The sequence below is a fragment of the Peribacillus sedimenti genome (assembly GCF_046237635.1).
Taxonomy (GTDB): Bacteria; Bacillota; Bacilli; order Bacillales; family DSM-1321; genus Peribacillus; species Peribacillus sedimenti.
The window spans coordinates 4,367,387-4,390,844 of sequence record NZ_CP143547.1 but is presented as its reverse complement, the minus strand read 5'-3'; the positions used below and the strand labels follow the sequence as shown (position 1 = coordinate 4,390,844).

The window sequence follows — 23,458 nt, the reverse complement described above, 5'->3', positions numbered from 1 at the left end:
TCTTACGGGAGGGAAAACAATACTTCACCAATAAAGTAAGCGCTTCAGCATATTTTTTGGAATATTTCACAAAATAAGAAATCCAGGGTGGTATTCTAGCATTATTTGTCATGTATGAGATTCACTTGTATTATGGTTAAATTTGTAACATGATAGTATCAACGCACTATTTATCCAAAGAAATGTAAGAAAATAATCAGTTTCTCACTTGAAAAAGGAAATGAAAAGGAATAATATTTAAGTAGGACTTATTGTTAATATTTTGTGACACTTTTTAAACATTTTTTTGAACTACTTCGTGAAGTAGTTCACAAAGTTTAGTGCTGCTTTTTATAATTACATTCATTAGCTAGTGAAATACTAGCATTATAAAAGCACTTCTCAAGAATAATTTGTAAAGGTGGAAATAACGTGAGAAAGCCGAAAATTGTTATATTGGGAGCAGGCTATGGCGGTCTTATGACTGCAACACGTCTTCAAAAATCTTTAGGCGTGAATGAAGCTGAGATCGTTCTTGTAAATAAAAATGATTATCACTACGAAACAACATGGCTGCATGAAGCATCAGCAGGCACACTTCATCACGACCGTGTCCGCTATGATATCAGCAATGTTATCGATAAAAATAAAGTGGCCTTTGTGAAGGGAACAGTAACTGATATCAAAACGGATGAAAAAGTGGTACTGCTTGAAGATGGGCAAATCAGCTACGATTATTTGGTGTTTGCACTTGGAGGAGAATCCGAGACATTCGGTATCCAGGGCTTAAAAGAACATGCCTTCACCATTACAAATGTCAATACCGCACGTAAACTGCGTGACCACATCGAATATCAATTCGCCACATATAACGAAATTGGAAATAGTGAGCCTTTGACTATTGTAGTTGGCGGTGCCGGTTTCACAGGGATCGAATTCCTTGGAGAATTAGCGAACCGTGTTCCGGAACTTTGTAAAGAATATGATGTCGATTTCCATAAGGTCCGCATTATCTGTGTAGAAGCAGCTCCGACTGCATTGCCAGGATTCGACCCTGAGTTAGTAAATTATGCGGTATCAACTCTTGAGAAGAAGGGTGTCGAGTTCAGAATTGGCACAGCTATCAAAGGCTGCAATCCGGACGGAATTATAGTAGCTAAAGGAGAAGACGAGGTCGAAGAGATCAAGGCTAAAACCGTCGTTTGGGCTGCCGGTGTTCGAGGCAGTTCTGTCATTGAACAATCCGGAATCGAAGCAATGCGCGGACGTGTTAAAGTGAATCCAGACCTTCGCGCTCCAGGGCATGATAACATCTTTGTAATTGGTGACTCAAGCTTGGTTATCAATGAAGAAATCAATCGTCCATATCCGCCGACAGCTCAAATAGCTATGCAGCAGGGTGAGGTCGTGGCAAAAAATCTGACTGCTTTGATTCGTAATGAAACGAATCTCCAAAGCTTTACTCCTGATATTAAAGGAACAGTTTGTTCACTTGGCCATGACGACGCCATTGGCGTTGTGTTCGGAAAGAAATTGGTTGGCAAGAAAGCATCCTTTATGAAGAAAATGGTAGACAACCGTGCATTGTTCATGATTGGCGGTACTTCTACAGTATTGAAAAAGGGAAAATTTAATATCCTTTAATAAAGCAGGCTGCCGGTTATCTGGCAGCTTTTTTTTGTACCATTACCATGGCTTTCAATGTTAATTCCAGATTTTTTTCAATTGTGTTGTTATGATAAAAATGAAGGGAAATTGTAAACCGGGGTGGTTAGATGACGGAGCGATGCAAAGACGTATGGCTGGCTGTTGCCGGGCTGGTCGTCACAGCAAATGGGGAATGGCTGGTTGTCAAGAAGAAATATGGGGGACTAAAGGGCATGTGGTCACTTCCGGCCGGCTTCGTTCAGGCAAATGAGACCGTTGACCAAGCGGTAGTGCGGGAAGTCCTTGAAGAAACGGGAATACAGGCTCAGGTTAAAGGATTGGTTGGGATACGGAGCGGAGTGATCAGGGGAGAGATCAGCGACAATATGCTTGTCTTCTTGTTAGAACCATTAAGTCTTGAGGTAACGGTGCAGAATAAGGAGCTTTATGAAGCGAAGTTCGATGATCCCGTACAACTCATGAAGGAAAAGAACCATTCTGTATTGCTAGAGCAATTGCTTGAATATAAGAAAGAAACGATGCAGACAGTTTTAGATGGGATTAATCCGGGCGAACAATTTGGATATACTGCATACAAAATATTTTTATAATCTTCGTTATCTTTATAAAAATAAAAGTAAAATAGAGAAAATAGCCTATGTATCCGTTTACATAGGCTTATTTTGCTTTTCAGCGCGTTTTTCAAATTATAGAGGATTTGTTATAAGTATATTATCAGAAAATTCAAATAAATAGAAAATGGGGTGCTCTTAATGGCAAATAAACTAAAAGAGTGTGCGTATTGTTCAGGAATTGGTTATTTCCAGCTCCTTTTGGGCGGATCGGAAACTTGTACTTGCTGCGGGGGAAGCGGGAAAGCCGAAGAAAACAAATAGATAGTTTACAGATTCTATTGTTTGACTATTCAATAATTATTGACGGAATATTCCTCATTAAGTACACTAAACATGATGCTTAGCTGAGGAGGGCTATTACTATGATGCTTCCGTCATTACCAATTCTCATTATTTCAGTGGTCCTATTTTTTGTCTTATTTTTTGGGATTGGATTCCTATTAAATATGCTTTTCAGATCTTCCTGGATTATGGTTGTTTTATTTCCTTTTATTGCAATATACTTTGTCAATAAAGCCAAACTAGTCCAGTATTTCCAAAGACCTGGTGAAACCTTTGGGAGGCTTGGAGAAAATATAACCAGCCTGGGTTCTTTTGATGTTATCATCCTGTCTGGAGGTTTGGCAGGAGCGATTGGCGCAGGGATTGTAATTAAAATGCTGCGTAACCGGGGATATAGAATGTTTTAGAAGAGTATGCACAAGCTTAAGTGCATGCTCTTTTTTATGTACTAATTTCAATGGCGGCTTTTGCTATGAATGCACAGCTTACGCCTTCAACTTTTGGTCGGCTTTACTATTGGGCTGCTGAATTAATCTCATAAATATAAATATGCGCATACTTAGCGGGATTACATGAAATATAGGGTCCAATGACCACTCGGTTGCAAGATAAGTTTTTTAAGGAAGATAAACTTTGTTGTTATTTTACTCATTTTGGCATACATTCCTCTTTTTTGGGAAAGAAATATGTTTGTGAGAGGAGTGAAATAACCGTTTGAAAAATAAAAGAGAAATCTTCAAAAGGTTTGCTATCATTTTGCTGTTTATATTGGCGCTCCATGCAACTATAGTACATATTACCGGGATAAATTCATCTATAATTTTCAAGGGGCGGGATAACGGTCTGCCAAGCAAAATGATAGAAGAAGGCGGAAGAGCTATTTTGCTGGATTATAAATCCTTGAAGACTAAAAACCATCCCACTATGATTTCCTCAGATCATACTGGTGCTTCGAAGATGAGAGCGCTTGAAGATCAAATTGATTTTAGCAAGTATCCAAAAGCAACAATCGTGGCTACAGGATATACTGCAGGATACGAGTCTACCGGAAAGAATCCAGGCAGCCCATCCTATGGGATAACATATTCAGGGGTTAGAGTAAAGCGGGACTTGTACTCCACAGTAGCGGCTGACTTGAATGTATTTCCTGTTGGTACGATACTTTTCATCCCTGGCTATGGCTATGGTGTCGTTGCAGATAAAGGCAGTGCAATAAAAGGAAATGAGCTGGATTTGTTTTATGATACCGTTGCAGATGTTTATGACCATTGGGGCAAGAAGACACTGGATGTATACATAGTCGAAAAGGGCGATGGGGAATTAACAGAAAGTCAGCTGACGGCTTTAAATGAAAATAAATCGATGCAAATATTCCGCCAGCAATATACAGCCAAAGAAAAAGATTAATACTACATAACATAAACAATCCTTGCTTGATGCAAGGATTGCTTTTTTGGGTTCAGACATTAATGCTAGAGGATGTGGGCAAATTCATTTGGATGAAGCAGCTTTGCGAGCTTTTCAACGCCCTCCAGCAGCCTGGGCGATGGCCTGCAATAAAGCGGTTCTTCCATGATAAGAATTTTGTCCTCTGCTACAGCGGACAGATGTGACCAGCCATGCCGTTTTTTTACCACGGCTGGATTGATCCGTTTTAAGGGTACACCTACCCAGGCAAGGCAAATGTAATCAGGATTCCTCCTGATGACATCTTCCGAAGGAATCTGTATACTGGCTAGCTCGATGTCTTCAAAAATGTTGTATCCCCCGGCCAGCCTGCTGATTTCTGTGAGCCAATTGATGCCGCCGGGGCTGAACAGCGGATTCGGCCACCACTCCCAGTAAAGGGAGGGCCTGTATTCTATCGTTTCGGAAATATCCTTGAATTTTTGAATGGCATCAAGAAAATAGGCAGCCCTTTCTTCTGCTCGTTCTCTTATTCCAACTGCCTCGCCGAGTGTGACTAAATCGGCAGCGATATCCTGCAGCGATTGGGGATTAAGGGTAATATGGGGAATTCCCCGTTTTTTCAGCTCTTCCACATTTTTTTCCATTCCCGGAACACTTAATGAGGCTAATACAATATCAGGCTTCAGTTCTTCCACTAAATCCATGTTGATCGAAAGGTCAGGGCCCAGTCTCGGCAGCGAAGTAACGGTGTCGGGATAATCGGAATAATCATCAATGGCTATCAAATCAGATTCTATCCCCAAATAAGCGCATAATTCCGTGTTGCTAGGGCAAATTGAAATAACCTTCAAAGCGATCCCCCTAATCTTAAAAAACTAATAAATCGAGGATCAAGGCAACAAGTATCCCGGTTAATCCTCCGAAAAAAACTTCTACAGGCTTATGGCCAAGCAGTTCTTTAAGCTTGCGCTGCTTCTGTTTCTCTTCTTTATTTTGCCAGTTTTTTGCTTCGGAGACAAATGTATTAAAATCTGCCACAAGCTTATTCAGAACAGCTGCCTGCTCTCCCGCCTGCCTTCTTACACCTGTTGCGTCAAACATGGTAATAATCGCAAAAATCAAGGCAACTGCAAACACGGGTGAGTCCATTCCGGTTTCGAGCCCCACTCCGGTAGTCAAAGCTGTAACCGCTGCTGAATGAGAGCTTGGCATTCCTCCGGTAGAAGTCAGCAGGGACCAATCCAATTTCTTAAGTGCGATATATTGAATAGGAACTTTAATGAATTGTGCAAAAAAGATTGCGATCAATGAAGCAATTAGCGGAAAATTAAACAGTAATTCCAATGGGTATCACTCTCTTCCTCGTAAAGGACTGAACTGTCATTATTGTTCCGTCCTCCTTATTTTTAGTGTTGCCGCCTCTGCTGTTCTTTAAGCGGTGATAGGCGTGAGTGGAAATTATATTTGTCTTTTAAACCTTTTGGGACTTCGGTAAACCCGAATTCACATTTTTCGGCGCTAATATCGATTGTATGTCACGAATTTAGACAAAAGAAAATCCGTACGTATCGTATAGGATTACCCGTAAATATTTGATGCCTTCGATACAAATCAGACCGAAATAGCAAAGCATCGGTTTTCAAGATATCGGCCTTTTATATTAATAAATTCGAAAAATAAGGAAAGATTCTATATAATAAGAACAAATAACAGGGGAGGGAAAACATGTTTACGATCCGTAAAGATATAAACTGGAATGAACCACATCAATGTTTGATAATTGGCGTTTTTGATAAGCCGGCCAAACTTGTGGGCCTGGCAAAGGAGGCTGATGAAAAACTTGATGGACAATTGACTGCGCTTGTAAAGGATGGAGATATATCATCGAAGAAAAAGGCAGTTTCCCGCATACATACTCTAGGCCGTTTAGGTACTAAAAAATTGCTTTTTGTCGGGCTTGGCAAAGAAAAGGAGCTAACGTTTGAATCCTTAAGGGAAGCATTCGGCAAAGCGCTCAAATCTTTAAAGGATGCCAGGCTGACTTCGGTTTCCGTTCTCATTGACAGCTTCATCACTGATGAATTAGATGTGCTCGATACCGGCCACGCATTTGGAGAGGCTTTTGCTTTGGCGAACTATGAATTTGCCGGATATAAACAGAAGTCAAATGAAGTACAGAAGGAAATTAGTGAAATCATTGTATACAGTGACTCCGAACCGGAAGAGGTATCATCAGCCATGCAGGTTGGATTGATATTTGGGAAAGCAACTAACTCTGCCAGGAACCTGGTGAACATCCCGGGGAATTTGCTTACAGCGACAGATTTGGCTAATTATTCCAAAGAGCTTGCAAGCAAGTATGGGTTCGAGTTGGAAGTCCTGGAGAAGGAGGATATGATTGAGCTTGGCATGGGGGCTTTACTTGCCGTCAATCAAGGATCCGAGCAGCCGCCAAAATTGATTGTCCTAAAGCATCAGGGCAAGGAAGAGTGGAAGGATGCAATCGCATTGGTAGGAAAAGGGATCACCTTTGATACTGGCGGTTATTCGTTAAAGACAAAAACCGGTATCGTGGGGATGAAAACGGATATGGGCGGTGCAGCCGCCGTTCTTGGAGCGATGGAAATTATCGGTGAATTGCGTCCTGAACAAAATGTAGTTGCCGTGATTCCTTCTACTGATAATATGATCAGCGGCAATGCGTTCAAACCGGATGATGTCATAACATCAATGAGCGGAAAGACGATTGAAGTATTAAATACAGATGCGGAAGGGCGCCTGGTTCTGGCGGATGCCGTTACATATGCCAAGCAGCATGGTGCAGGCTATATCATAGATATTGCAACTTTGACAGGCGGTGTCATTACTGCACTGGGATATGATATGACAGGTGCGATGACGAATGATGAAGCGCTGTTTGAACAGGTTTTGGAGGCTTCCTATGAAGCCGGGGAACCAATCTGGCGTCTTCCAATCACTGAAAAGGACAAAGAGCGTGTAAGAGGAAGCAAAATTGCAGATTTAAACAACTCACCTGGCAGTGCAGGGCACGCGATCATGGGCGGTGCCTTCATCGGAGAATTTGCAGAAGACACCCCATGGGTACATTTAGATATTGCCGGGACATCTGTTTCAGAAAAAGCAACCGACCTCGGTACAGCCGGAGGGACTGGAGTTATGGCAAGGACTCTTGCAATACTAGTTGAAAGATTCGATATGGATGAGTGACAAAAACGTAAACTGACAAAATCCCGAACTATACAACCAGAACCGAAGCATAGAAGAAAGAATAAAGCTTCGGTTTTTTATATATACTGCGCAAACAGACGATTAAAAGATGGGAGATGGAAAAGATGAATTTAGAAAAAACGTTAATGAATTCATTGGGAATCGAAATAAAGGAATTAGGAAAAGGGAAAGTTATTGCAACGATGCCTGTTGATGAAAGGACCTGGCAGCCATTCGGCCTGCTGCATGGGGGGGCATCTGTGGCACTTGCGGAAACAGTGGCGAGTGTAGGGGGCTTTGAATTGGTTAATCAGAGTGATGAAGCAGTCGTGGGACTGGAAATCAATGCGAACCACATCCGCGGCAAAAGAAATGGATATGTGACAGCAGAAGGGAATATATTGCATAGAGGGAAGTCAACTATGGTCTGGGATATCAAAATACGCGATGAAGAAGAAAACTTGATTTGCGTATCCCGCTGTACTCTTGCAGTCATAAAAAGAAAAAAAGAACAAGCCGATCAATAACTTAAATATTTAGTATGAGGATACTCTTTAATTCAAGGCCCCTTCCAAAGGAAGAGGCCTTAGCTGGTCTTTGGATTCCGATGGTTTATAATACTATTCTACCGCATGGCGCCTTTTAACAGCTGGAATGAAAGTAAAAGCATAGAGTGCACAAATTCCAACTATGACATAAATGATACGTGCAATAATGCCATCCTGGCCTCCGAAAAGTGCGGCTACCAAATCGAATTGGAACAGTCCGACCAGCAGCCAATTGATTCCACCTATTATAAGGAGTACGAGTGCCGTTGTATTTAATCCATTCAAGGTTTGTCACCTCCTCTTCACTCACGAGTCACATTCAATGATCTAGTACCTGTTTTATAAACCGAATAAACGAAATCCAGCACATCGCAGAGAGTATCCAAAAATGGTTGTTTAATAGGCATACTTCTTGCATAATGATAAAGGACTATTTCGCAAATGGGGCTTCAGAATGAAAAATACATATTTAATTGGCTATTTCCCATTAATCGCAATCATGTTATTTAGCCTTTCTTTTGCTATTTACGGAGAAATGCAGGCACTTATATTATTTAAGAGTATTGGTATATATAATGGCATGCTGGAATTCTTTTCTGAAACAGGAATCAAGATGGCTTTGCTGATTGTGATGTTTTTGATTTTCTTTATGATTCTTGCAGCGCTTAAGCTGATGTCGGACACCATCATTGAACTATCATTATTATTTTTTTCAAAGGATTCTGAAGGGGAAGTATTGAAACAGATTAGGATGGGAGCGGTCATTTACTTCGTTGGCGGGGCAATATCACTGTTTTTCATCTTTTCCATAATTGGGATCCTCTTCGTCTTTGCTGGAACATCGTTGGCCGCATTCATTTATTTTGTTTATAAAATTAGCCCGAGTCTTAGTAATCCAGGGCTTGTTGGCCTAATTTTCTTTCATACATTTGTATGGTCCTGCCTGTTTTTGACAGTCGGATATTCCTTGATCAAGCTTTATAACAGCATAGTTGCAAGCTTGCCAATATAATAGGGAAAAATCGGCAAATGAACATGTTCTAAATCGAACTAATTCATTCGTCGATTTTTTTAAGGGTTTCACACTCCTGGCGGCTCCCTATATAGTGCAAATCAATTCATAAACCATCATTTACTGCCAACCTGATCTATACCCTGGTTAATTTGTTTCCAAATCTGAAGGGCAGGGGATTTTGCTTGCAAATACTCAATGCTCCCAGGCTGGTCCTTCCCCACCCACACACCGGTTGTATACCGGTCCGTCAGCCCCACAAACCACATGTCCTTATAATCATTTGTCGTACCAGTCTTCCCTCCAATGTATTTGGATGGAAAGTACGCCTTTCTCGCCGTTCCGGACGTCACTACCCCATTTAATAAAATCTTCATTTTATAGACGGTCGATCCGTCCCATACCATCTTCGGTTTGTCATTCCATCTGTATAGTATTTTCCCGTCTTTTCCGGTCACTTTACGGATGGCGCGCGCTTTCTCATATGTACCATCGTTAAAAGAAGTGAAGGCATTTGTCAGCTCGATTGGACTGACTCCTACATTGAATCCCCCAATTGCTGCAGGCAGATGGTGATCCTTCTGGTTAACCATTTCAAATTGAAAGGGCTTAAGGTAACCAAAGCTTTTTTTAATCCCCGTCTCTTCCAGAAGCCTAACGGCAGGAGTGTTATAGGATTTGGCCAAAGCCTCCTGAAGAGTGACCATTCCATAATTATTGCCGCTGTAATTTTTTGGACAATAGCCATTCCGGCAATATGCTGCTCCGCTTACCAGTTGTGAAATCGCTGCGTCATTTTCTTCAATATAGGGAGCATATACCAATAAAGGTTTAATCGCGGAACCAGGCTGGCGGAAGCTTTGATAGGCTCGATTAAAAGAATTCTTTTTATAATGTTTTCCCCCAACCACCGAGACAAGCTCGTGCATATTATGCTGTATAACCACCACTGCACCTTCAATGGAAGCCCCGCCCAATTGGCCGTTTACAGACTGAACGGCCTGGCGCTGAATGTTTTTGTCAAGCGCAGTGTGGATGGTAATGCCCGATTCGAGCAGGCGGCCGACCCTGGTATTCAATTCTTTCAAAGCGGCCTCCCGAACCTTTTCATTCGGATTTTCAAGCTTTTTCTCATATCCCTCAGAGCTGGCTATCAATGCCTTAAGTTCCGCCAGTGCATAATCGGAATAATCCGGGTAGTGATCCTCGAAATCAGGATGCTTTAAGATAATTTGTTCTTTGACAAAGTTATTATATTCACTTTTCGACAGCTTGCCTGTCTGTACCATTTGATCAAGTATTCTTTCCTGCCTTTTTTTGGTGGAATCAAAATGCTTAAGCGGATTATATAAATTGGGGTTATTTGGTATCGCAGCAAGAAAGGCAAGCTGCGCCTTAGATAGATCCGTTGTATGAGAGTCAAAATAAAATCTTGCCGCACTCTCTATCCCATACACCCCATTCTGGTAATAGATTGCGTTAATATATAATTCAAGAATCTTAGCCTTTGAGAGAGTCCTTTCCAGCTGATATGAATATAGGAGCTCTGTCAGTTTTCGGTTATATGACTTTTCCGGGCTCAGGAATAAATTCCGTGCCAGCTGCTGGGTGATTGTGCTCCCGCCCTGTTCGATGGAATTGCTCCTGGTATTCGCGACAAGTGCGCGGCTAATAGCCGCAGCGTCTATACCGGAATGATGGTAGAATTGTCTATCCTCAATAGTGACAAATAAATCTTTCAAAAATGTCGGGATATTGTTCCCGGGAAGATATACTCTTTTTTCAGGTCCGGAAATTTCGGAAATGACAGTTCCATCTGCAGCAGCAATATAGCTTGTCTGGGGCAGTTCAATGGAGTCCACTGGTATCTTTTCCTGAAGAACTGTATGGATTCCTTCGGCTTTGTCCAGTTCACCGTACAGCAAGATAAACAGAATGGACAACAAGGGGATGAGAAAGGCAATCATGACATAGCCGAGAAATGTTCGCATAAGCCAACTTCCTATCTAATATATTTTGGTAAGGCAGTTTACCTCGAAGGCTGTCCGCCACTATATGATTCTTTCGATTTACTCCACCATAATAGACCAAAAGCTGATAGGAATAAAGAACTTGTTAAGAAAAATACGGAAGAAATTCCGCCAAATGCAGCTATCCAGCCGCCTGCAGCTGGACCCAGCACATTTCCCAGAAACCTGAAGCTTACATTATAACCAAGAATCTCACCTTGGATGGATATAGGAGCTGCCTGTCTTATATAGGCGGTGATACATGGCAAAAGCCCGCCGAATGCAATTCCCTGTAAGAGCCGCAATGCCATGAGCTGCCATAGTTCTGTAACGAATGATTGCGGTATCACAATCAATGAAGCCGATAACAATAAACCCTTCATTACTTTTTCATAGCCGACTGTATCTCCAAGCTTTCCCCAATGCCTTGCAGACAAAAGGCTTCCGATACCTGCACAAGAAAAAACAAGACCTGATAGAAAGGCAATGGAATGGGATCCCAATAATTCATTCACGTATAATGCAAGCAGTGGCTGTATGCTAAAATTGGCCGCCTGTATGCAGAGTGAAATGAGCATGATTGACAGTAATACAGGTTTTCTTGTGATATGTCTCAAGACCTGTATCCTGCTTGGTGCAGAGCTGCCTGCCTTCTTTTGCTTGTTTCTGTCCTCGCGTATAAACAAGGCTACAGCGGTTGCTGCAATCGATATGCCTGCAGCCGTAATGATAAAGGTATATGTAAATCCAAAAGTATCTGCAAGTCCGCCGCCGATAAGCGGTCCCAGCAAACCGCCGGTTACCGTGCCGGTTTGGAGGGTTCCCAAAGTCCGACCTGCCGTCTCCTTGGGGGACTGTGAAGCAATAAGGGCCATGGAGGTAGGGATAAAGCCCGTTACAACGCCCATTAGCAGGCGCAGCAAGAAGAGGGAATATACAGAACGGCAGAATCCCATTAAAAAGATACTGACAGCAATGCCAAAGCCGGTAATAAGAAGGATTGGCTTATATCCGTATTTATCACCGAATCTGCCCCAAATGGGAGAGAAAAGGAAAGCGGTTAAAAAAGTGATTGAGAAAACATATCCTGCCCATCGCTGAATGAATTCTGGGCTGTAGTGATCAAGTGTGCCGATGTACAAAGACAAAAATGGGATGATCATGGTTGCACTTCCGGAAACGAGGAAATTTGCAATCCACATAACCGTAAGGTTGCGTTTCTCGGATTTAATCGTAAACACCCTCTTTATATGTGATTTTTCTGGCCGGGCTATAAAAACAGTTATTTCGATGCCCTAAATATTATACCCATTTTTCATAATTGAAAAGTAAACGATTCAGAAAAATGCAAAAAAAGTCAGTATATCATATATGTTTCTGCTATAATGTGTGATAAAGATTCAAAACCTGTGGTATATAACGTGCTTTAAAAGTTATACAATGTTTACCGGCAGGCAGTCAGACACGGCCTTCTTCCATACAAAATGACGCTATTTTGTTATTCTTCAAAGCTTGGATCACTGTCTGCGCGTTTTATGATAACGGCCATATATTTTGAGCTTTAAAGCTATGGTGCGGTCATCGGCGCATGAAGGAGTTGGGAAAAGCACTTTTTATAAAAGGAGGATTGAAAATGGACGATGAACAGCAATATTTATTTATAGATTTTGAATTTACGATGCCTGAAGGAAAATCTAGGCCGGATGGCTTTTATCCAGAAATCATTGAAGTGGGATTCGTGACAGTAATAAAAGACGAAATAAAAGAGCAATTCTCTTCATTTGTAAGACCCTCTCATTTTTTAGAATTGACAGCCAGATGTAAAAGTTTTTTAAATATCACCCAGGAACAGGTGGACCAAGGCATGATATTTGGAGAGCTGGTTGCACATCTAAAAGGTATAGATGAAAGAATGGCCACGACGGTTGTAACCTGGGGGAATATGGACATGAAGGTATTGCGGCATAATTGCCAGAAAGCGGGCGTGGAATTTCCGTTCAAAGGAAAGCAAACAGATCTTTCGATGGAATACAAGCGGTTCTTTGGAGACCAGAATCAAACAGGATTATGGAAGGCTGTACAGGCTTATGGCAAGGAAGGTACCGGAAAGCACCATCGTGCATTAGATGATGCCCTAACGACTTTTAACATATTTAAGCTGGTTGAAAAAGACAAGAGCTATATGAAAAATCATCAGCCGACAACCATCGGTGATCGGATCGATTTATCAAAGGTATTGAATAATCTAGCATTATAAAAGCCAAATCATTTTAAATTGATTTGGCTTTTACGATTTGATCTGGAATGTTATTTGAAATAATCTGCCTCAAGCTCTTCCACCATTTTAAGGCTCATCTTATTCCACTCTTTATCTTCCTCTTGAAGCGGCTTCTTCATATGCTCCACCGCTTGCTTTAACGACGTTTGATAATCAGGGATTTCCCCTTCATAAGGCCGGACCATATTTTTGGGTACATTCGTTTGTTCCCTGTATGCGAGGGACCGTCTTTGATGGAACATCTCTACATCCGTCTGTTTGGGATTATGCAAGTCTCCCTGCATCGGGTGCTTCGCTACGGCAAGCACTCTTACAACATATGCATTTGGCCGTATATCTGTGACTTCCCCGATATACTTTCCTGTTTTATAAATCGCTGTCACTTTGTCGCCTACACTGAACTGTTCTTCGGTCATTTATGATGCCTCCCCAATTATTCTTATCCATAATGATACATTATCATAAGAGATTATTTAAAGCAGAAGATAGAAGATGCTTTTTTTATAGAAATTGTGTAAAGTTTACAAAGGTAGGCAATGAATAGACAGTATGCGTCATGCTGCATAGCTATTTCCAAATCTATAACAGTGAAAGAAGGGCATAAAATGGCTAATTATCCACAGCTCACAAATGAAGTGCTGGAATATGAAAAATCGGTAGTAATGGAAACCAGCCAGGGTGATATCACAATAAAGCTGTTTCCGGATTTAACTCCAAAGACGGTTGAAAACTTTCTTACTCATGCGCAAAATGGTTACTACGATGGTGTAATCTTTCATAGAGTCATTAAAGACTTCATGATCCAAGGCGGCGACCCTCAGGGAACCGGTATGGGCGGGGAGAGCATATGGGGATCAACCTTTGAAGATGAGTTTTCCATGCAGCTTTTTAATTTGCGCGGAGCATTGTCCATGGCTAATGCGGGTCCTGGCACAAATGGCAGCCAATTCTTTATCGTTCAGGCTCAGAATCTGGACAGCCGAATGGGTGACCAAATGAAGCAGGCTGGCTATCCGGAGGAAATTATTGATGCCTATAAGGAGAGGGGAGGTACTCCTTGGCTGGACCACAAGCATACTGTATTTGGTCAGGTCACCCAGGGAATGGACATTGTAGACAAGATTGCCAACGTTGAAACGGGCAATGGCGACAAGCCGGTAGAAGATGTAGTGATTAAGTCAATCAAGATTCAATCATGACACTCATGGCAGAATTGCAACGGCAATGTTCTAGAAAGTGCCGGTAAGGGGTTTTTTAACATAAGAGGGAATACGGATTGCTTTGCAAGAATAAGGTAGATGAAAGTTTTCATGCTTGTTATAATAAGGTATTGTTTAAGATATTTTTTGGTATTTCAAGTATAGCTTCATAGCCGGATTTTAACAGAAAGGATGTAACGCATGAGCATGCCTTTTGAAATCATTTTTGCATTGTTTCTATATTTCCCGGAAGATAAATCCGAGTACATACCGGCCGCGATTACCTGTTTAATCTTCCTGATTGCAGCCATTTTTACCATGCGGTTTATTATCCGTTATTCCCGCAAAGAGGCAATGAAGGCGAAAGATTTAGAAGAAAAGATTTTACAGAAAAACCAAAACACAAACAGTCCAGTCGAATAAATAAGAAGCTGTGAACCTTGCAATCCGCCAGATTCACAGCTTTTTTTTTATTTATTTTCGTGAAAAATTCTACCCTTTCTTGTTCCAAGGATGGTAAATTTAAGGTGTGATTCCGTTTGTTTATTTGAAAGGGGAATCCATTTTCAAAGAAAATGTGAGTTTATATTCTTTTTGAAGCCTATAGAAAACACATTAGACACTAAAGTGAATCTACAATAATTATATGTTTTTTAGAAATAGGACAGCAAATCTTTGTTTACAAAATAAGGAGAATGAATTAAATTAATTACCATAATATGTTAAAATTAGTATATCCAATATAGCGAGGTGAAAGTATGTTTAAAAAGGTTGCAGCCGATATGCTTGGATTGAGTGATGTGGGAAGTGTCATCAAGCCTGCTGATTATGATAAGGTGGATGCCGACGATTATGTGATGCATGAAGACCAAGAAAAGATTTACTTTTTAATAAAATCGAAAACCGACGAATATTGTTTTACGAACGAGGCATTGATTCATTTAGATGGAACAAGTGCGGTCAGCAAAAAACGCACGCTTCGACGCTACAATTATCGTGAACATGCGATTACCCATGTATCCCTCGAAACCGCGGGAACGGTCGATCTTGACGTTGAGATTAAATTTGTTTTGGGAGGCACACCATTCTCCATTGATGTACATAAGAAATTTATCGAAGAGCTTAAAGACTTATATAAGGCCTTAGTCAAAATCGCCGAAATAAGCCATGAAAATGAGCAGGCATTAAATTTTGCCCGGTCCAGCCTTGATCTTGCCTCCAATACACTAAGCAGAGTATCTTCTCCTGAAGAACAGCTTGTAGCAAACTTTAAGGAGCTCAATGAAAGCGCATTTGAATGGCTTATGGAAAGCCGCAAAAAGTATCAATTAAAAGATTTCGGTTTTGTTTTTGAGAAATATATCAACAATTAATTGCATTAATCCTTTCTGTAAATAAGCGAAATGGGTCAGACTGCAGGCAAACCCTGGTAACACAGGGTTTGCCTGCAGTCTTATTTATTTTTAGTCTTTAAAAATCGGTTGATGATTTCCGTGGCTCCTGATGCTGGTTTCCGTGAAAGGTCCGGTACCATCGCTTGTGTGTCTGTGGGGGGATCCATACTGAAGCCGCTTTTTTTCTCAGGAGAGAAGTATTTGAGATTAAATGGAATATTTTTGAGTAATTGGAAGAAGATATAAACAGTAAATATAAAATTGGAGGTAATTTACATGCCATTACGAATCCAACAATTAGCGGGCCAGGCTCAACAGGCTTTGCAGGAAATCCAGCAAATTGCCCAAGTGCTCGCACAAAATGAAAGGAATAATGCTATCCAGCTCCAACGAAGCACCGAGCAGCAGATGGCTGCTTATGCCCCAACGCTTGCACAGCGTGAACAGATGGCCGCTAACCAGCTTGAGCAAATCCAGCAGTTGGCCCAGGCTCTGCAAGATCAATTGAGGAACGGCATGCAAGTACAGTCAATGCCTCAGTTCCTGTCAAACAGCCAGCTTCCGTTAGGCGCGTCAATGCAGCAGTTTCAAGCAGGGAACGAAATTCCTGAATCCCCCTTTGGCCAGCAATACCTGGCTGGAAACGAGCTGCCTTCAGCTGCTTCTGCCGGGCAATACCAAACAGGAAAGGAGCTGCCATCAGCTGCCTCCGCCCAGCAATTTCAAGGAGCAAATCAATATCCGTCCACTGCACCGGTACACCAATATCAGTCAGGCAATCAGTTTCCATCATTCCAGAATGAATTTGCTTCTGAAGGAAACGCTGATGAATTGCAGGAGCAAAGCAAGCCGTCAGAATTGGGACAAAACCAGCAATGAAGATTACAGGTACTCCTGTAATCTTTTTTAATTAAATAAGAAAGTATAACTTTTAAGTGTCGGCTTCGCCAGGGCACACCATGTGGGTCGGTAAGCATTGCCTGGCCTGCAGGAAGGGTTGTCAGCATTGACAGACCCGCAGGAAGAGGTCGTCAGCGTTGCCAAGCCCACAGGAAGAGGTCGTCAGCGTTGCCAGGCCCACAGGAAGAGGTCGTCAGCGTTGCCAGGCCCGCAGGAAGAGGTCGTCAGCATTGCCAGGCCACAGGAAGAGGTCGTCAGCATTGCCAGGCCCACAGGAAGAGATCGTCAGCATTGCCATGCCCGCAGGAAGAGGTCGTCAGCATTGTCAGGCGCACAGGAAAAGGGTCGTCAGCGTTGCCAGGCCCACAGGAAGTGGGTCGTCAGCGTTGCCAGGCCCACAGGAAGTGGGTCGTCAGCGTTGCCACACGACGTGGCGTTCTTAGCTGACCTTCCAGTCGTGGCGTTCTTAGCTGACCTTCAACATGTTTCGTTCTTAGCTGACCTTCCAGTCGTGGCGTTCTTAGCTGACCTTCAACATGTTTCGTTCTTAGCTGACCTTCCAGTCGTGGCGTTCTTAGCTGAGCCTCGAACACATGGCAGTAATTTGCCGAGGGTCATTCATTTAGGGCGCTTCCGTTTTTTTAATTTTCGGGCTGTAACCTGAAAAATGCAGGACCTCAATTTTTCTGATTAAGATAGTATGAAAGTGAGATACTACCAAAGAACAGATGAGGATTTATCGAGAAGGTTATGAAAGGACGATATGCATGATTTCAAACCAAGACCTGGCGAAGTTCAGGGATACATTAAATGATACGAAAGAGGATTTGCTGAACCGGCTGTCAGACAATCAGGATTTGTGGCTGAAGCACAGTTATCATGAAGCTACTGGGAATTTGTCCAGCTATGATAATCATCCCGGAGATGAAGCTACATCCTTATATGAACGCGAAAAAGACATAGGACTATATGAACATTATAGAAATGAAATAAGCGAGATAGATAAAGCTCTTAAAGCGATGCAGGAAGGTACCTATGGAAAGTGCCATGTTTGTTCGGAGGATATCCCGTTTGAAAGGCTTGAGGCTCTCCCGACAACTCTCTTTTGTATCAAACATTCCGGTACCCAGGATACTTCACATAATCGTCCTGTCGAGGAAGGAGTATTGATGCCTCCGTTTGGCAAGTTTGAAAAAGATACCGGAGAGGACGAAAATGTTGCTTATGATGCGGAAGATACATGGCAGGCCGTGGCTGCCTACGGCACTTCGGAATCTCCGTCAGATTTGACTTGGCCAAAGGATGATTACAACGATATGTATGAAGAAGCAGAAGATAAAATGGGGTATGTAGAGGCGTATGAGAATTTCGTCGCCACAGACATAACAGGAAAGCATATTACAATTTATCCAAATATCCAGCACGAACGGTATGAGGATGAACTGGATGCTGAAGGCATCATGGCCGTGTTCGGCGACCTGCCGGCAGCCGAGCATGACCCATATACTGAAGAAGAGGCTAAGGAGAGCGAAAGGGATTAAAAAAGCACAAGAGCAATTGCTCTTGTACTCTTGAGAGCTGGCTATTAGCCCAGTGCCAGCTTTAGTCTGTTGAGCCCGTCCATCAATATTGGCCTTGGGCAACCTATATTCAATCTTATGAAGCCTTCGCCGCCAGGCCCATATTTATTCCCGGGTTCCACGGCTATTTTCCCTTTCTTTATCAGAGCCCGTCGAAGCTCTGCATCAGTAAGCCCGAGATTCCTGCAGTCAAGCCATAGCAAATAGGAAGCTTCCGGCTCGATACATTTGATTTGTGGCAGATTTTCTTCAATGAACTGCAAGGAGATTTTAATATTTTCCTCTAAATAGAGTATAACCTGAGACAGCCACTCTTCACCATGGGAGTAAGCTGCTTCCATGGCAGTCAAAGCGAGGAGGTTTAATCCATGAAAAGCATTACGGTTTTGGACTTCCTCCAGCTTTTTCCTAATCTCGCCATTAGCGGCAATGATGAAGGAGGATTGCAAGCCAGCCAGATTAAAGGTCTTGCTTGGGGCGGCAAGGGTTACGGTAATTTCTGAAAACCTTTCGTCCAGGGACGCGATGGGAGTATGTTTATGCGAATGCAGGTATAAATCAGCGTGAATTTCGTCTGAGACGATCTTAACGCCATAATGAAGGCAAAGCTCGCCAAGTGTGTTTAATTCTTTTTTTGTCCAAATTCTTCCGCTTGGGTTTTGCGGATTACACAACAGGAATAATTTAACCCCGCCTTGCAGCTTTTTTTCAATATCCTCAAAATCCATCATATAACGGTTGTTTTGCAGGAGCAGTTCGCTGTTTACAACTAATCTTTCATTGCTCTTAATCATATCAAAAAAAGGAGTATAAACCGGCGACTGAAGCAAAATCTGATCTCCGGGCGATGTCAACGCCTGTATCGCGGTTGCTAACGATGCGACTACTCCGTGGCTGAACAGGATCCACTGTTTATCAATTTCCCAACTATGGTGTTTGTTCATCCAATTAATGATGCTTTCATATAGAGATTGCGGTGCACCAGTGTATCCGAACAAAGGATGCTTGATTCTTTCCGTTAATGCCCGCTGGACAGGTTCAGGGGACGGGAAATCCATATCGGCTACCCACATGGGCAATAAGTCCTTGTCTGAAAAGAATTTATCCGTATAATCCCATTTTACTGATCCTGTATTCCTTCTCTCGAAGATTTCCTCGATATATCTACTGTCCAAAACGGTCACCACCTAATTATACTTTTCATATTAAGCATACTATTATATGATGAGTATGCCTAACTTAACGAACTAAAGATATAGATCAGCTTCTTTTGCAAATGACTACACGAAAAGGGAGGGTGATCATATATGGAAAGACAAGAAATGAATTTGCAATTAGTTGCTGTCCTCCAGGAATGGGACCCATTCGGCTGGGGACGGGATGCATACGAAACAGAAATTGTTGATTGCATCATAGCACTTGATGAAATAGATGATCCAGATAATCTGGCAAGAAAGATACAGGGCATTTACGAATTCTCTTTTGAAGAAATTATCGATATCAGCCGGTGCAGGCAGATCGCCGAGAAGCTTCTTTTGATCAAGAATAATGCCAGCTGTTCTTTCTAAATTCAAATGAGGGTTGTTCCACCGGTAAGGAGTATGGTGGTTCAATCCTTTTTTTGTTTGGAGGTTTCTTCCCTCAAAAAGCCCTTTATCAGTTGCGCTACCTCTTTCGGTTTCTCTTCCGGAAGCAGGTGGCCTGCATCCTCCATGATCACCAATTCGGCGTTTGGCAAATCTCTCTTCAGTCTGTGTGCAACTTGGACGGGTACCACATGGTCATGCCTTCCCCAGATGAGAAGGCATGGCTGAGAGATATGTCCCAGTTCCAAAGCAGATAGGTCCTGTTCACGGTCCCGTATCATTTTCGAGAGTGCCCGAAAGATTTCATCGTTGTGGAAAGGGCGAAGATATCCTTCTCTCATTTCATCATTAATTAGACCCTGGTCATACACTACATATTCGAGATTCTTGTCTACTCCCTGTTTTTCGAGCCGGCGTTTTACCACATTTGAGAAATATGGAACATATGAAGCAGTTCGAAGCAGTTTGCTCGACTTTGACATATAACCCGAGCTGCATAGCAAGACTGCATTGTTTACAAGGCTTGGGTGGTTTTTCATGATATGCAGGCCAAGCTGGCCACCCATTGAATGCCCTACAATCGTACAAGTGCTGATGCCCAGTTTTTGGACAACTATTGATATTGAGGAAGCCAAATTTTTATAGGAATAGGAAAACCTGTGAGATTTGCCGCTTTGTCCAAAGGGCGGTGTATCTATTGACACGATATTGTATTCCTGCCGTAAATAGGGGATCAGGCTCCGATAACTGAATCCCGAAGATAAGAAACCATGAAGCAGAACCAATGTGGGAGCAGCAGGAGAGGCTATGTATTGTTCAAAATAGACCGCATTTCCGGAAATATCGATTTTCCCTGATAGGTGTTTAAGCATGGAGCGCTCCTCCGATTTTTATGTTATATATACCCCGTTTTATCAATAAATAGATAAAACCTCTCCGGCCATATACAAAAGAAAACAAAAAAACAGAATCAGGAAAGATTCTGTTCAAAAAAAGGGGGAATACTCGAAAAACAATCAAACTGCTTAGATTGTTTCAGGATATCAGTTTATTGATAATCCTTTGAAAGACTTATGACCATTATGGTCATTATTGATCTTTTTTATACATGCAGTCAGAAATACTTAAAATTTATGGCTTGCAGAAAATTTTTTTGTGCCTTTTGCCGATATGCTGTTCTTATGACTATTTTTACTGATGATTGACAATTTATGACTCGCTGCATGAAGAGATCTGCTAATTATGAAGTACCATAGTCCGGTTCGAGCATAAATCAAGGATTTCGATCATAGAACGGTACATTCCGAGCATAAATTCTGTAGTTCGAGCAAATAACCTTGCTAGTCGAGCATAAAAGCGGAAATTTCGATCATATATAGATAAAAAGTCTTTGAAATCTCATACCGCAATGAAAATTCAGGACTATCAGATAAATAATTGTATTTAATTTGCCAATATGCTGTTCTCCTAAAGTATTTTTACTGAAGGATTTATATACTTTTAATGATGCATAAATCGGTATGCTGCTTAAAAAGGGGTCGGTGACCGACTCGAGCATAAGATTAGGATTTCGAGCATCGAGCCTTGTTAGTCGAGAAAGAAAGCGGAAGTTTCGGCAATATGAAGATAAAAAGCCTTTGAAATATCATAGGGCTGATTCCTTATATGCTCTCCCTTTTCCTTAGGAGGATGGTTTATTATGGATTATATGTGGCAGCTAAAGTTTTCCAGAAGCTTATATAATTGAAACATTATGTTGCAATCGTGAGTTTAACAAATAAATGGAACGCTTTAAGGGTTAGGGGGGCAGCAGTTTGAACGAGGAAGAGCTTATTAAGAGCGCTCAAACGGGGGATATGCAGGCTTTCAGCCAGCTGGTTAAGCAATATTCGCCGGTTGTGGAGAGGTTCGCTATTCAGATGGGTAACAGGGTGGATGATATAGATGATATTACCCAGGAGGTCTTCATCCGTGTATACCGATTTATCCATCAATTTTCCCAAGCGAAATTTACTACCTGGCTTTATAAAATCACTTTGAATGTAACGCGCGATTTTGCTAGAAAAAAGACGGGTCATTTAAAACGGATCCTGTCCCTTCAGAAAGAACCGCAGGAACAGCCAGCTTACACTGAGCATTTTATCTTGAGGAACGAGCAGGACAGGAAGCTGCATGAGTGTATTCAAAGGCTGGACGAAAAGTACCGTGTACCTATTATTCTTTATTATTTTCATGACCGAAAATATGACGAAATTGCCGAAATATTGAACCAAAATTTATCAACTGTAAAAACCAGGCTGCTGAGAGGAAAGGAAATGCTGAAAAAACAACTGGAACGAATGGAAGGCAAGGAGGGTGAAAGTATTGGATGATATTAAGCTGCAGGAAAGACTGGATTCTCTGAAGCAGGCATACAACAACACACCAGTTCAATCGGACCCGCATAAAATCCTCCAGGCGATCAAAAAGGATTCCCGGACAAAGAAACGCCCGATCTTCTCCTTTCCTTATGTAGCCAGTTTCCTGCTGGTCGGAGTCATATCGGGAATGTTAATTATGTTTGCTTTCAACAAATATGAAACTGAAAAAAATAGGCCGGCAGACAAGCCTGAAATGGAAGAAACGCAGAAGCAGCCTGAACAAGAAAAGAATTATCAAATTAAAAATGTTGAAGAACTTAGGCAGTATCTCCAACAAAGAATTCAGAGGTCCGGTGAAATGCTGGGTTTAAAGGAATTCGAAAAAACCTCTCTGGCAAGGGATGCGGAAGGGATTGCAGCAGAGCAGCAAAAAAAGACTGAAAAGGAAGGCTTGAAAGGCGATGCCCTCTTGAAGGATCTGGAACTTGCAAGAATAGAGATTGATAAGAAATTGATCACACCACAGGAGCTGCGTGATGGCCTCGCTGAAGCTTTTAAGAAAGGGGAAGGAGCTTACAATCTTCAATTTTCCAGATATATCGATCAGCTGATTGCCTTCTTGCCTGAGCTTCAGGATAAAAGTAGTGCAATGACCATGTTCGCTGGCCAAAATGGGTTGTTAAGTGCAAGGACCGTAGAAATATTAAATAAAGGCCAGAAAACAGGGAATGCCGAGTTCGATACATTGGCACAGGGAGTCGTTCAGTCCGGCTACCATTTCTATTTTCATCCAGAGGGAGCAATTGAAATACAAATCAGTTATCAAGGTTTAGCGGAGCAGGAGAAAGAGCGCATGAGCAGGGATGCGGAAATCTTCTTGAATCTGAAAAAAGATGTCCGTTTCATGGCAGACGGTTCGTTAATCATCAGCCCAGAATTGCTTGGACAGTCTCTGATCAAGTATGAAATGGCAATCAAATCTATACGTGATGGTAATATCAAAAAGGAGCTGCTTGAAGATTATCGTCAAAGATATACGGTATTTTTAAGGGGGATTGACAATAACTCTGCAAGGGATGATGCCGGCAATCTGGCACAGGACTTGAAGCAGAGGTGGAAAAGGCTGATGGATGCCTACCCCAAAACTGAAACAGCGCAGCAGGTAAGGGAAGAATATGAACGGCTGCAATCCATGAATTTTGTAATTGGAGATGACTTTCAGCATAACAAGGTTATATTTCCGGTATTTGCACAAGATGGGGAAGAGGAATAGATAATATTTTTATTTAGAACAAACGAACATCTTTAAATGATTAACCCATTTATGGCAAAACATCAGCGATGGACGAACAGGTTTGAACAAATAGGAAAAGAGGAAACTGTAGGAATAAGGCAGTTTCCTTTTTGTGTG

At 41.9% G+C, this 23,458-nt stretch carries 26 protein-coding genes; 18 read left to right on the top strand and 8 right to left on the bottom strand.

Features of this window, described 5'->3' with window-relative positions; all coding sequences use genetic code 11:
• Positions 1–411: 411 nt before the first annotated feature.
• From V1500_RS21590 to V1500_RS21570, 5 genes are all read left to right on the top strand, one after another.
• A complete protein-coding gene (locus V1500_RS21590) occupies positions 412–1,623 on the top strand; it encodes an NAD(P)/FAD-dependent oxidoreductase (RefSeq protein ID WP_409302486.1) in 1,212 nt (403 codons plus the stop codon).
• Positions 1,624–1,754: 131 nt separating this feature from the next.
• On the top strand, positions 1,755–2,237 hold the full coding sequence (locus V1500_RS21585; RefSeq protein ID WP_409302485.1) for an NUDIX domain-containing protein: 483 nt from the start codon (positions 1,755–1,757) through the stop codon (positions 2,235–2,237).
• A 162-nt stretch (positions 2,238–2,399) separates the two neighbouring features.
• A complete protein-coding gene (locus V1500_RS21580; protein WP_409302483.1) occupies positions 2,400–2,522 on the top strand; it encodes a YuiA family protein in 123 nt (40 codons plus the stop codon).
• 101 nt (positions 2,523–2,623) lie between these two features.
• Positions 2,624–2,950 carry a YuiB family protein gene (locus V1500_RS21575; protein WP_409302481.1) on the top strand — a complete coding sequence of 109 codons (327 nt, stop codon included), beginning with the start codon at positions 2,624–2,626 and terminating at the stop codon, positions 2,948–2,950.
• Positions 2,951–3,257: 307 nt separating this feature from the next.
• Entirely contained in the window at positions 3,258–3,950 is a 693-nt protein-coding gene (locus V1500_RS21570) for a 3D domain-containing protein (protein WP_409302480.1), read from the top strand.
• A 65-nt stretch (positions 3,951–4,015) separates the two neighbouring features.
• Here V1500_RS21570 and V1500_RS21565 read toward each other — a convergent pair whose 3' ends face one another.
• Together V1500_RS21565 and V1500_RS21560 are read right to left on the bottom strand one after the other, a co-directional pair.
• Positions 4,016–4,804: a cobalamin-binding protein gene (locus V1500_RS21565; RefSeq protein WP_409302478.1), complete on the bottom strand. Its 789-nt coding sequence runs from the start codon at positions 4,802–4,804 to the stop codon at positions 4,016–4,018.
• 16 nt (positions 4,805–4,820) lie between these two features.
• A complete protein-coding gene (locus tag V1500_RS21560) occupies positions 4,821–5,297 on the bottom strand; it encodes a divergent PAP2 family protein (RefSeq protein WP_409302476.1) in 477 nt (158 codons plus the stop codon).
• 381 nt (positions 5,298–5,678) lie between these two features.
• Here V1500_RS21560 and V1500_RS21555 point away from each other — a divergent pair, with 381 nt between their 5' ends.
• Positions 5,679–7,181, top strand: a complete 1,503-nt coding sequence (locus V1500_RS21555) for a leucyl aminopeptidase (RefSeq protein ID WP_409302474.1) — start codon at positions 5,679–5,681, stop codon at positions 7,179–7,181.
• Between the two features lie 125 nt (positions 7,182–7,306).
• A complete protein-coding gene (locus tag V1500_RS21550; protein ID WP_409302472.1) occupies positions 7,307–7,708 on the top strand; it encodes a hotdog fold thioesterase in 402 nt (133 codons plus the stop codon).
• A 93-nt stretch (positions 7,709–7,801) separates the two neighbouring features.
• Here V1500_RS21550 and V1500_RS21545 read toward each other — a convergent pair whose 3' ends face one another.
• Entirely contained in the window at positions 7,802–8,014 is a 213-nt protein-coding gene (locus tag V1500_RS21545; protein WP_409302470.1) for a DUF378 domain-containing protein, read from the bottom strand.
• Between the two features lie 169 nt (positions 8,015–8,183).
• Between V1500_RS21545 and V1500_RS21540 the strand changes: the two genes are divergently transcribed.
• Complete coding sequence (locus V1500_RS21540; RefSeq protein ID WP_409302469.1) at positions 8,184–8,741, top strand: DUF5366 family protein; 558 nt, start codon at positions 8,184–8,186, stop codon at positions 8,739–8,741.
• A gap of 116 nt (positions 8,742–8,857) precedes the next feature.
• Here V1500_RS21540 and V1500_RS21535 read toward each other — a convergent pair whose 3' ends face one another.
• Both V1500_RS21535 and V1500_RS21530 read right to left on the bottom strand, forming a co-directional pair.
• Positions 8,858–10,732, bottom strand: a complete 1,875-nt coding sequence (locus V1500_RS21535; protein ID WP_409302467.1) for a transglycosylase domain-containing protein — start codon at positions 10,730–10,732, stop codon at positions 8,858–8,860.
• Positions 10,733–10,770: 38 nt separating this feature from the next.
• Complete coding sequence (locus V1500_RS21530; RefSeq protein WP_409306076.1) at positions 10,771–11,982, bottom strand: MFS transporter; 1,212 nt, start codon at positions 11,980–11,982, stop codon at positions 10,771–10,773.
• A gap of 401 nt (positions 11,983–12,383) precedes the next feature.
• On the opposite strand from V1500_RS21530, the gene kapD reads away from it, so the two are divergent.
• Positions 12,384–13,007, top strand: a complete 624-nt coding sequence (gene kapD / locus V1500_RS21525; RefSeq protein WP_409302465.1) for a 3'-5' exonuclease KapD — start codon at positions 12,384–12,386, stop codon at positions 13,005–13,007.
• Positions 13,008–13,057: 50 nt separating this feature from the next.
• Here the strand turns inward: kapD and V1500_RS21520 are convergent, their stop codons facing one another.
• Positions 13,058–13,444, bottom strand: a complete 387-nt coding sequence (locus V1500_RS21520) for a kinase-associated lipoprotein B (protein WP_409302464.1) — start codon at positions 13,442–13,444, stop codon at positions 13,058–13,060.
• 189 nt (positions 13,445–13,633) lie between these two features.
• Between V1500_RS21520 and V1500_RS21515 the strand changes: the two genes are divergently transcribed.
• The 6 genes from V1500_RS21515 to V1500_RS21490 all read left to right on the top strand — a co-directional run bounded on the left by V1500_RS21515 (position 13,634) and on the right by V1500_RS21490 (position 18,062).
• Entirely contained in the window at positions 13,634–14,227 is a 594-nt protein-coding gene (locus V1500_RS21515; RefSeq protein ID WP_409302462.1) for a peptidylprolyl isomerase, read from the top strand.
• Positions 14,228–14,434: 207 nt separating this feature from the next.
• Positions 14,435–14,650, top strand: a complete 216-nt coding sequence (locus tag V1500_RS21510; protein WP_409306075.1) for a hypothetical protein — start codon at positions 14,435–14,437, stop codon at positions 14,648–14,650.
• A 335-nt stretch (positions 14,651–14,985) separates the two neighbouring features.
• A complete protein-coding gene (locus V1500_RS21505) occupies positions 14,986–15,600 on the top strand; it encodes a PH domain-containing protein (protein ID WP_409302460.1) in 615 nt (204 codons plus the stop codon).
• Positions 15,601–15,897: 297 nt separating this feature from the next.
• Positions 15,898–16,500: a hypothetical protein gene (locus tag V1500_RS21500; RefSeq protein ID WP_409302459.1), complete on the top strand. Its 603-nt coding sequence runs from the start codon at positions 15,898–15,900 to the stop codon at positions 16,498–16,500.
• A 439-nt stretch (positions 16,501–16,939) separates the two neighbouring features.
• Positions 16,940–17,185 (top strand): hypothetical protein, encoded by a 246-nt coding sequence (locus V1500_RS21495; RefSeq protein WP_409302457.1) that lies wholly within the window; start codon positions 16,940–16,942, stop codon positions 17,183–17,185.
• Positions 17,186–17,288: 103 nt separating this feature from the next.
• Positions 17,289–18,062 (top strand): TraR/DksA C4-type zinc finger protein, encoded by a 774-nt coding sequence (locus V1500_RS21490; protein ID WP_409302455.1) that lies wholly within the window; start codon positions 17,289–17,291, stop codon positions 18,060–18,062.
• 44 nt (positions 18,063–18,106) lie between these two features.
• Here the strand turns inward: V1500_RS21490 and V1500_RS21485 are convergent, their stop codons facing one another.
• Positions 18,107–19,276: a MalY/PatB family protein gene (locus V1500_RS21485; RefSeq protein ID WP_409302453.1), complete on the bottom strand. Its 1,170-nt coding sequence runs from the start codon at positions 19,274–19,276 to the stop codon at positions 18,107–18,109.
• A 132-nt stretch (positions 19,277–19,408) separates the two neighbouring features.
• Here V1500_RS21485 and V1500_RS21480 point away from each other — a divergent pair, with 132 nt between their 5' ends.
• Positions 19,409–19,669, top strand: coding sequence for a DUF1871 family protein (locus V1500_RS21480; RefSeq protein ID WP_409302452.1), 261 nt, complete (start codon positions 19,409–19,411; stop codon positions 19,667–19,669).
• Positions 19,670–19,710: 41 nt separating this feature from the next.
• Here the strand turns inward: V1500_RS21480 and V1500_RS21475 are convergent, their stop codons facing one another.
• A complete protein-coding gene (locus V1500_RS21475; RefSeq protein ID WP_409302450.1) occupies positions 19,711–20,559 on the bottom strand; it encodes an alpha/beta fold hydrolase in 849 nt (282 codons plus the stop codon).
• A gap of 942 nt (positions 20,560–21,501) precedes the next feature.
• Here V1500_RS21475 and V1500_RS21470 point away from each other — a divergent pair.
• Positions 21,502–22,059, top strand: coding sequence for an RNA polymerase sigma factor (locus V1500_RS21470; protein WP_409302448.1), 558 nt, complete (start codon positions 21,502–21,504; stop codon positions 22,057–22,059).
• Positions 22,052–23,320, top strand: a complete 1,269-nt coding sequence (locus V1500_RS21465) for a hypothetical protein (RefSeq protein WP_409302447.1) — start codon at positions 22,052–22,054, stop codon at positions 23,318–23,320. The genes V1500_RS21470 and V1500_RS21465 overlap by 8 nt, the downstream gene beginning before the upstream one ends.
• Positions 23,321–23,458 lie beyond the last annotated feature (138 nt).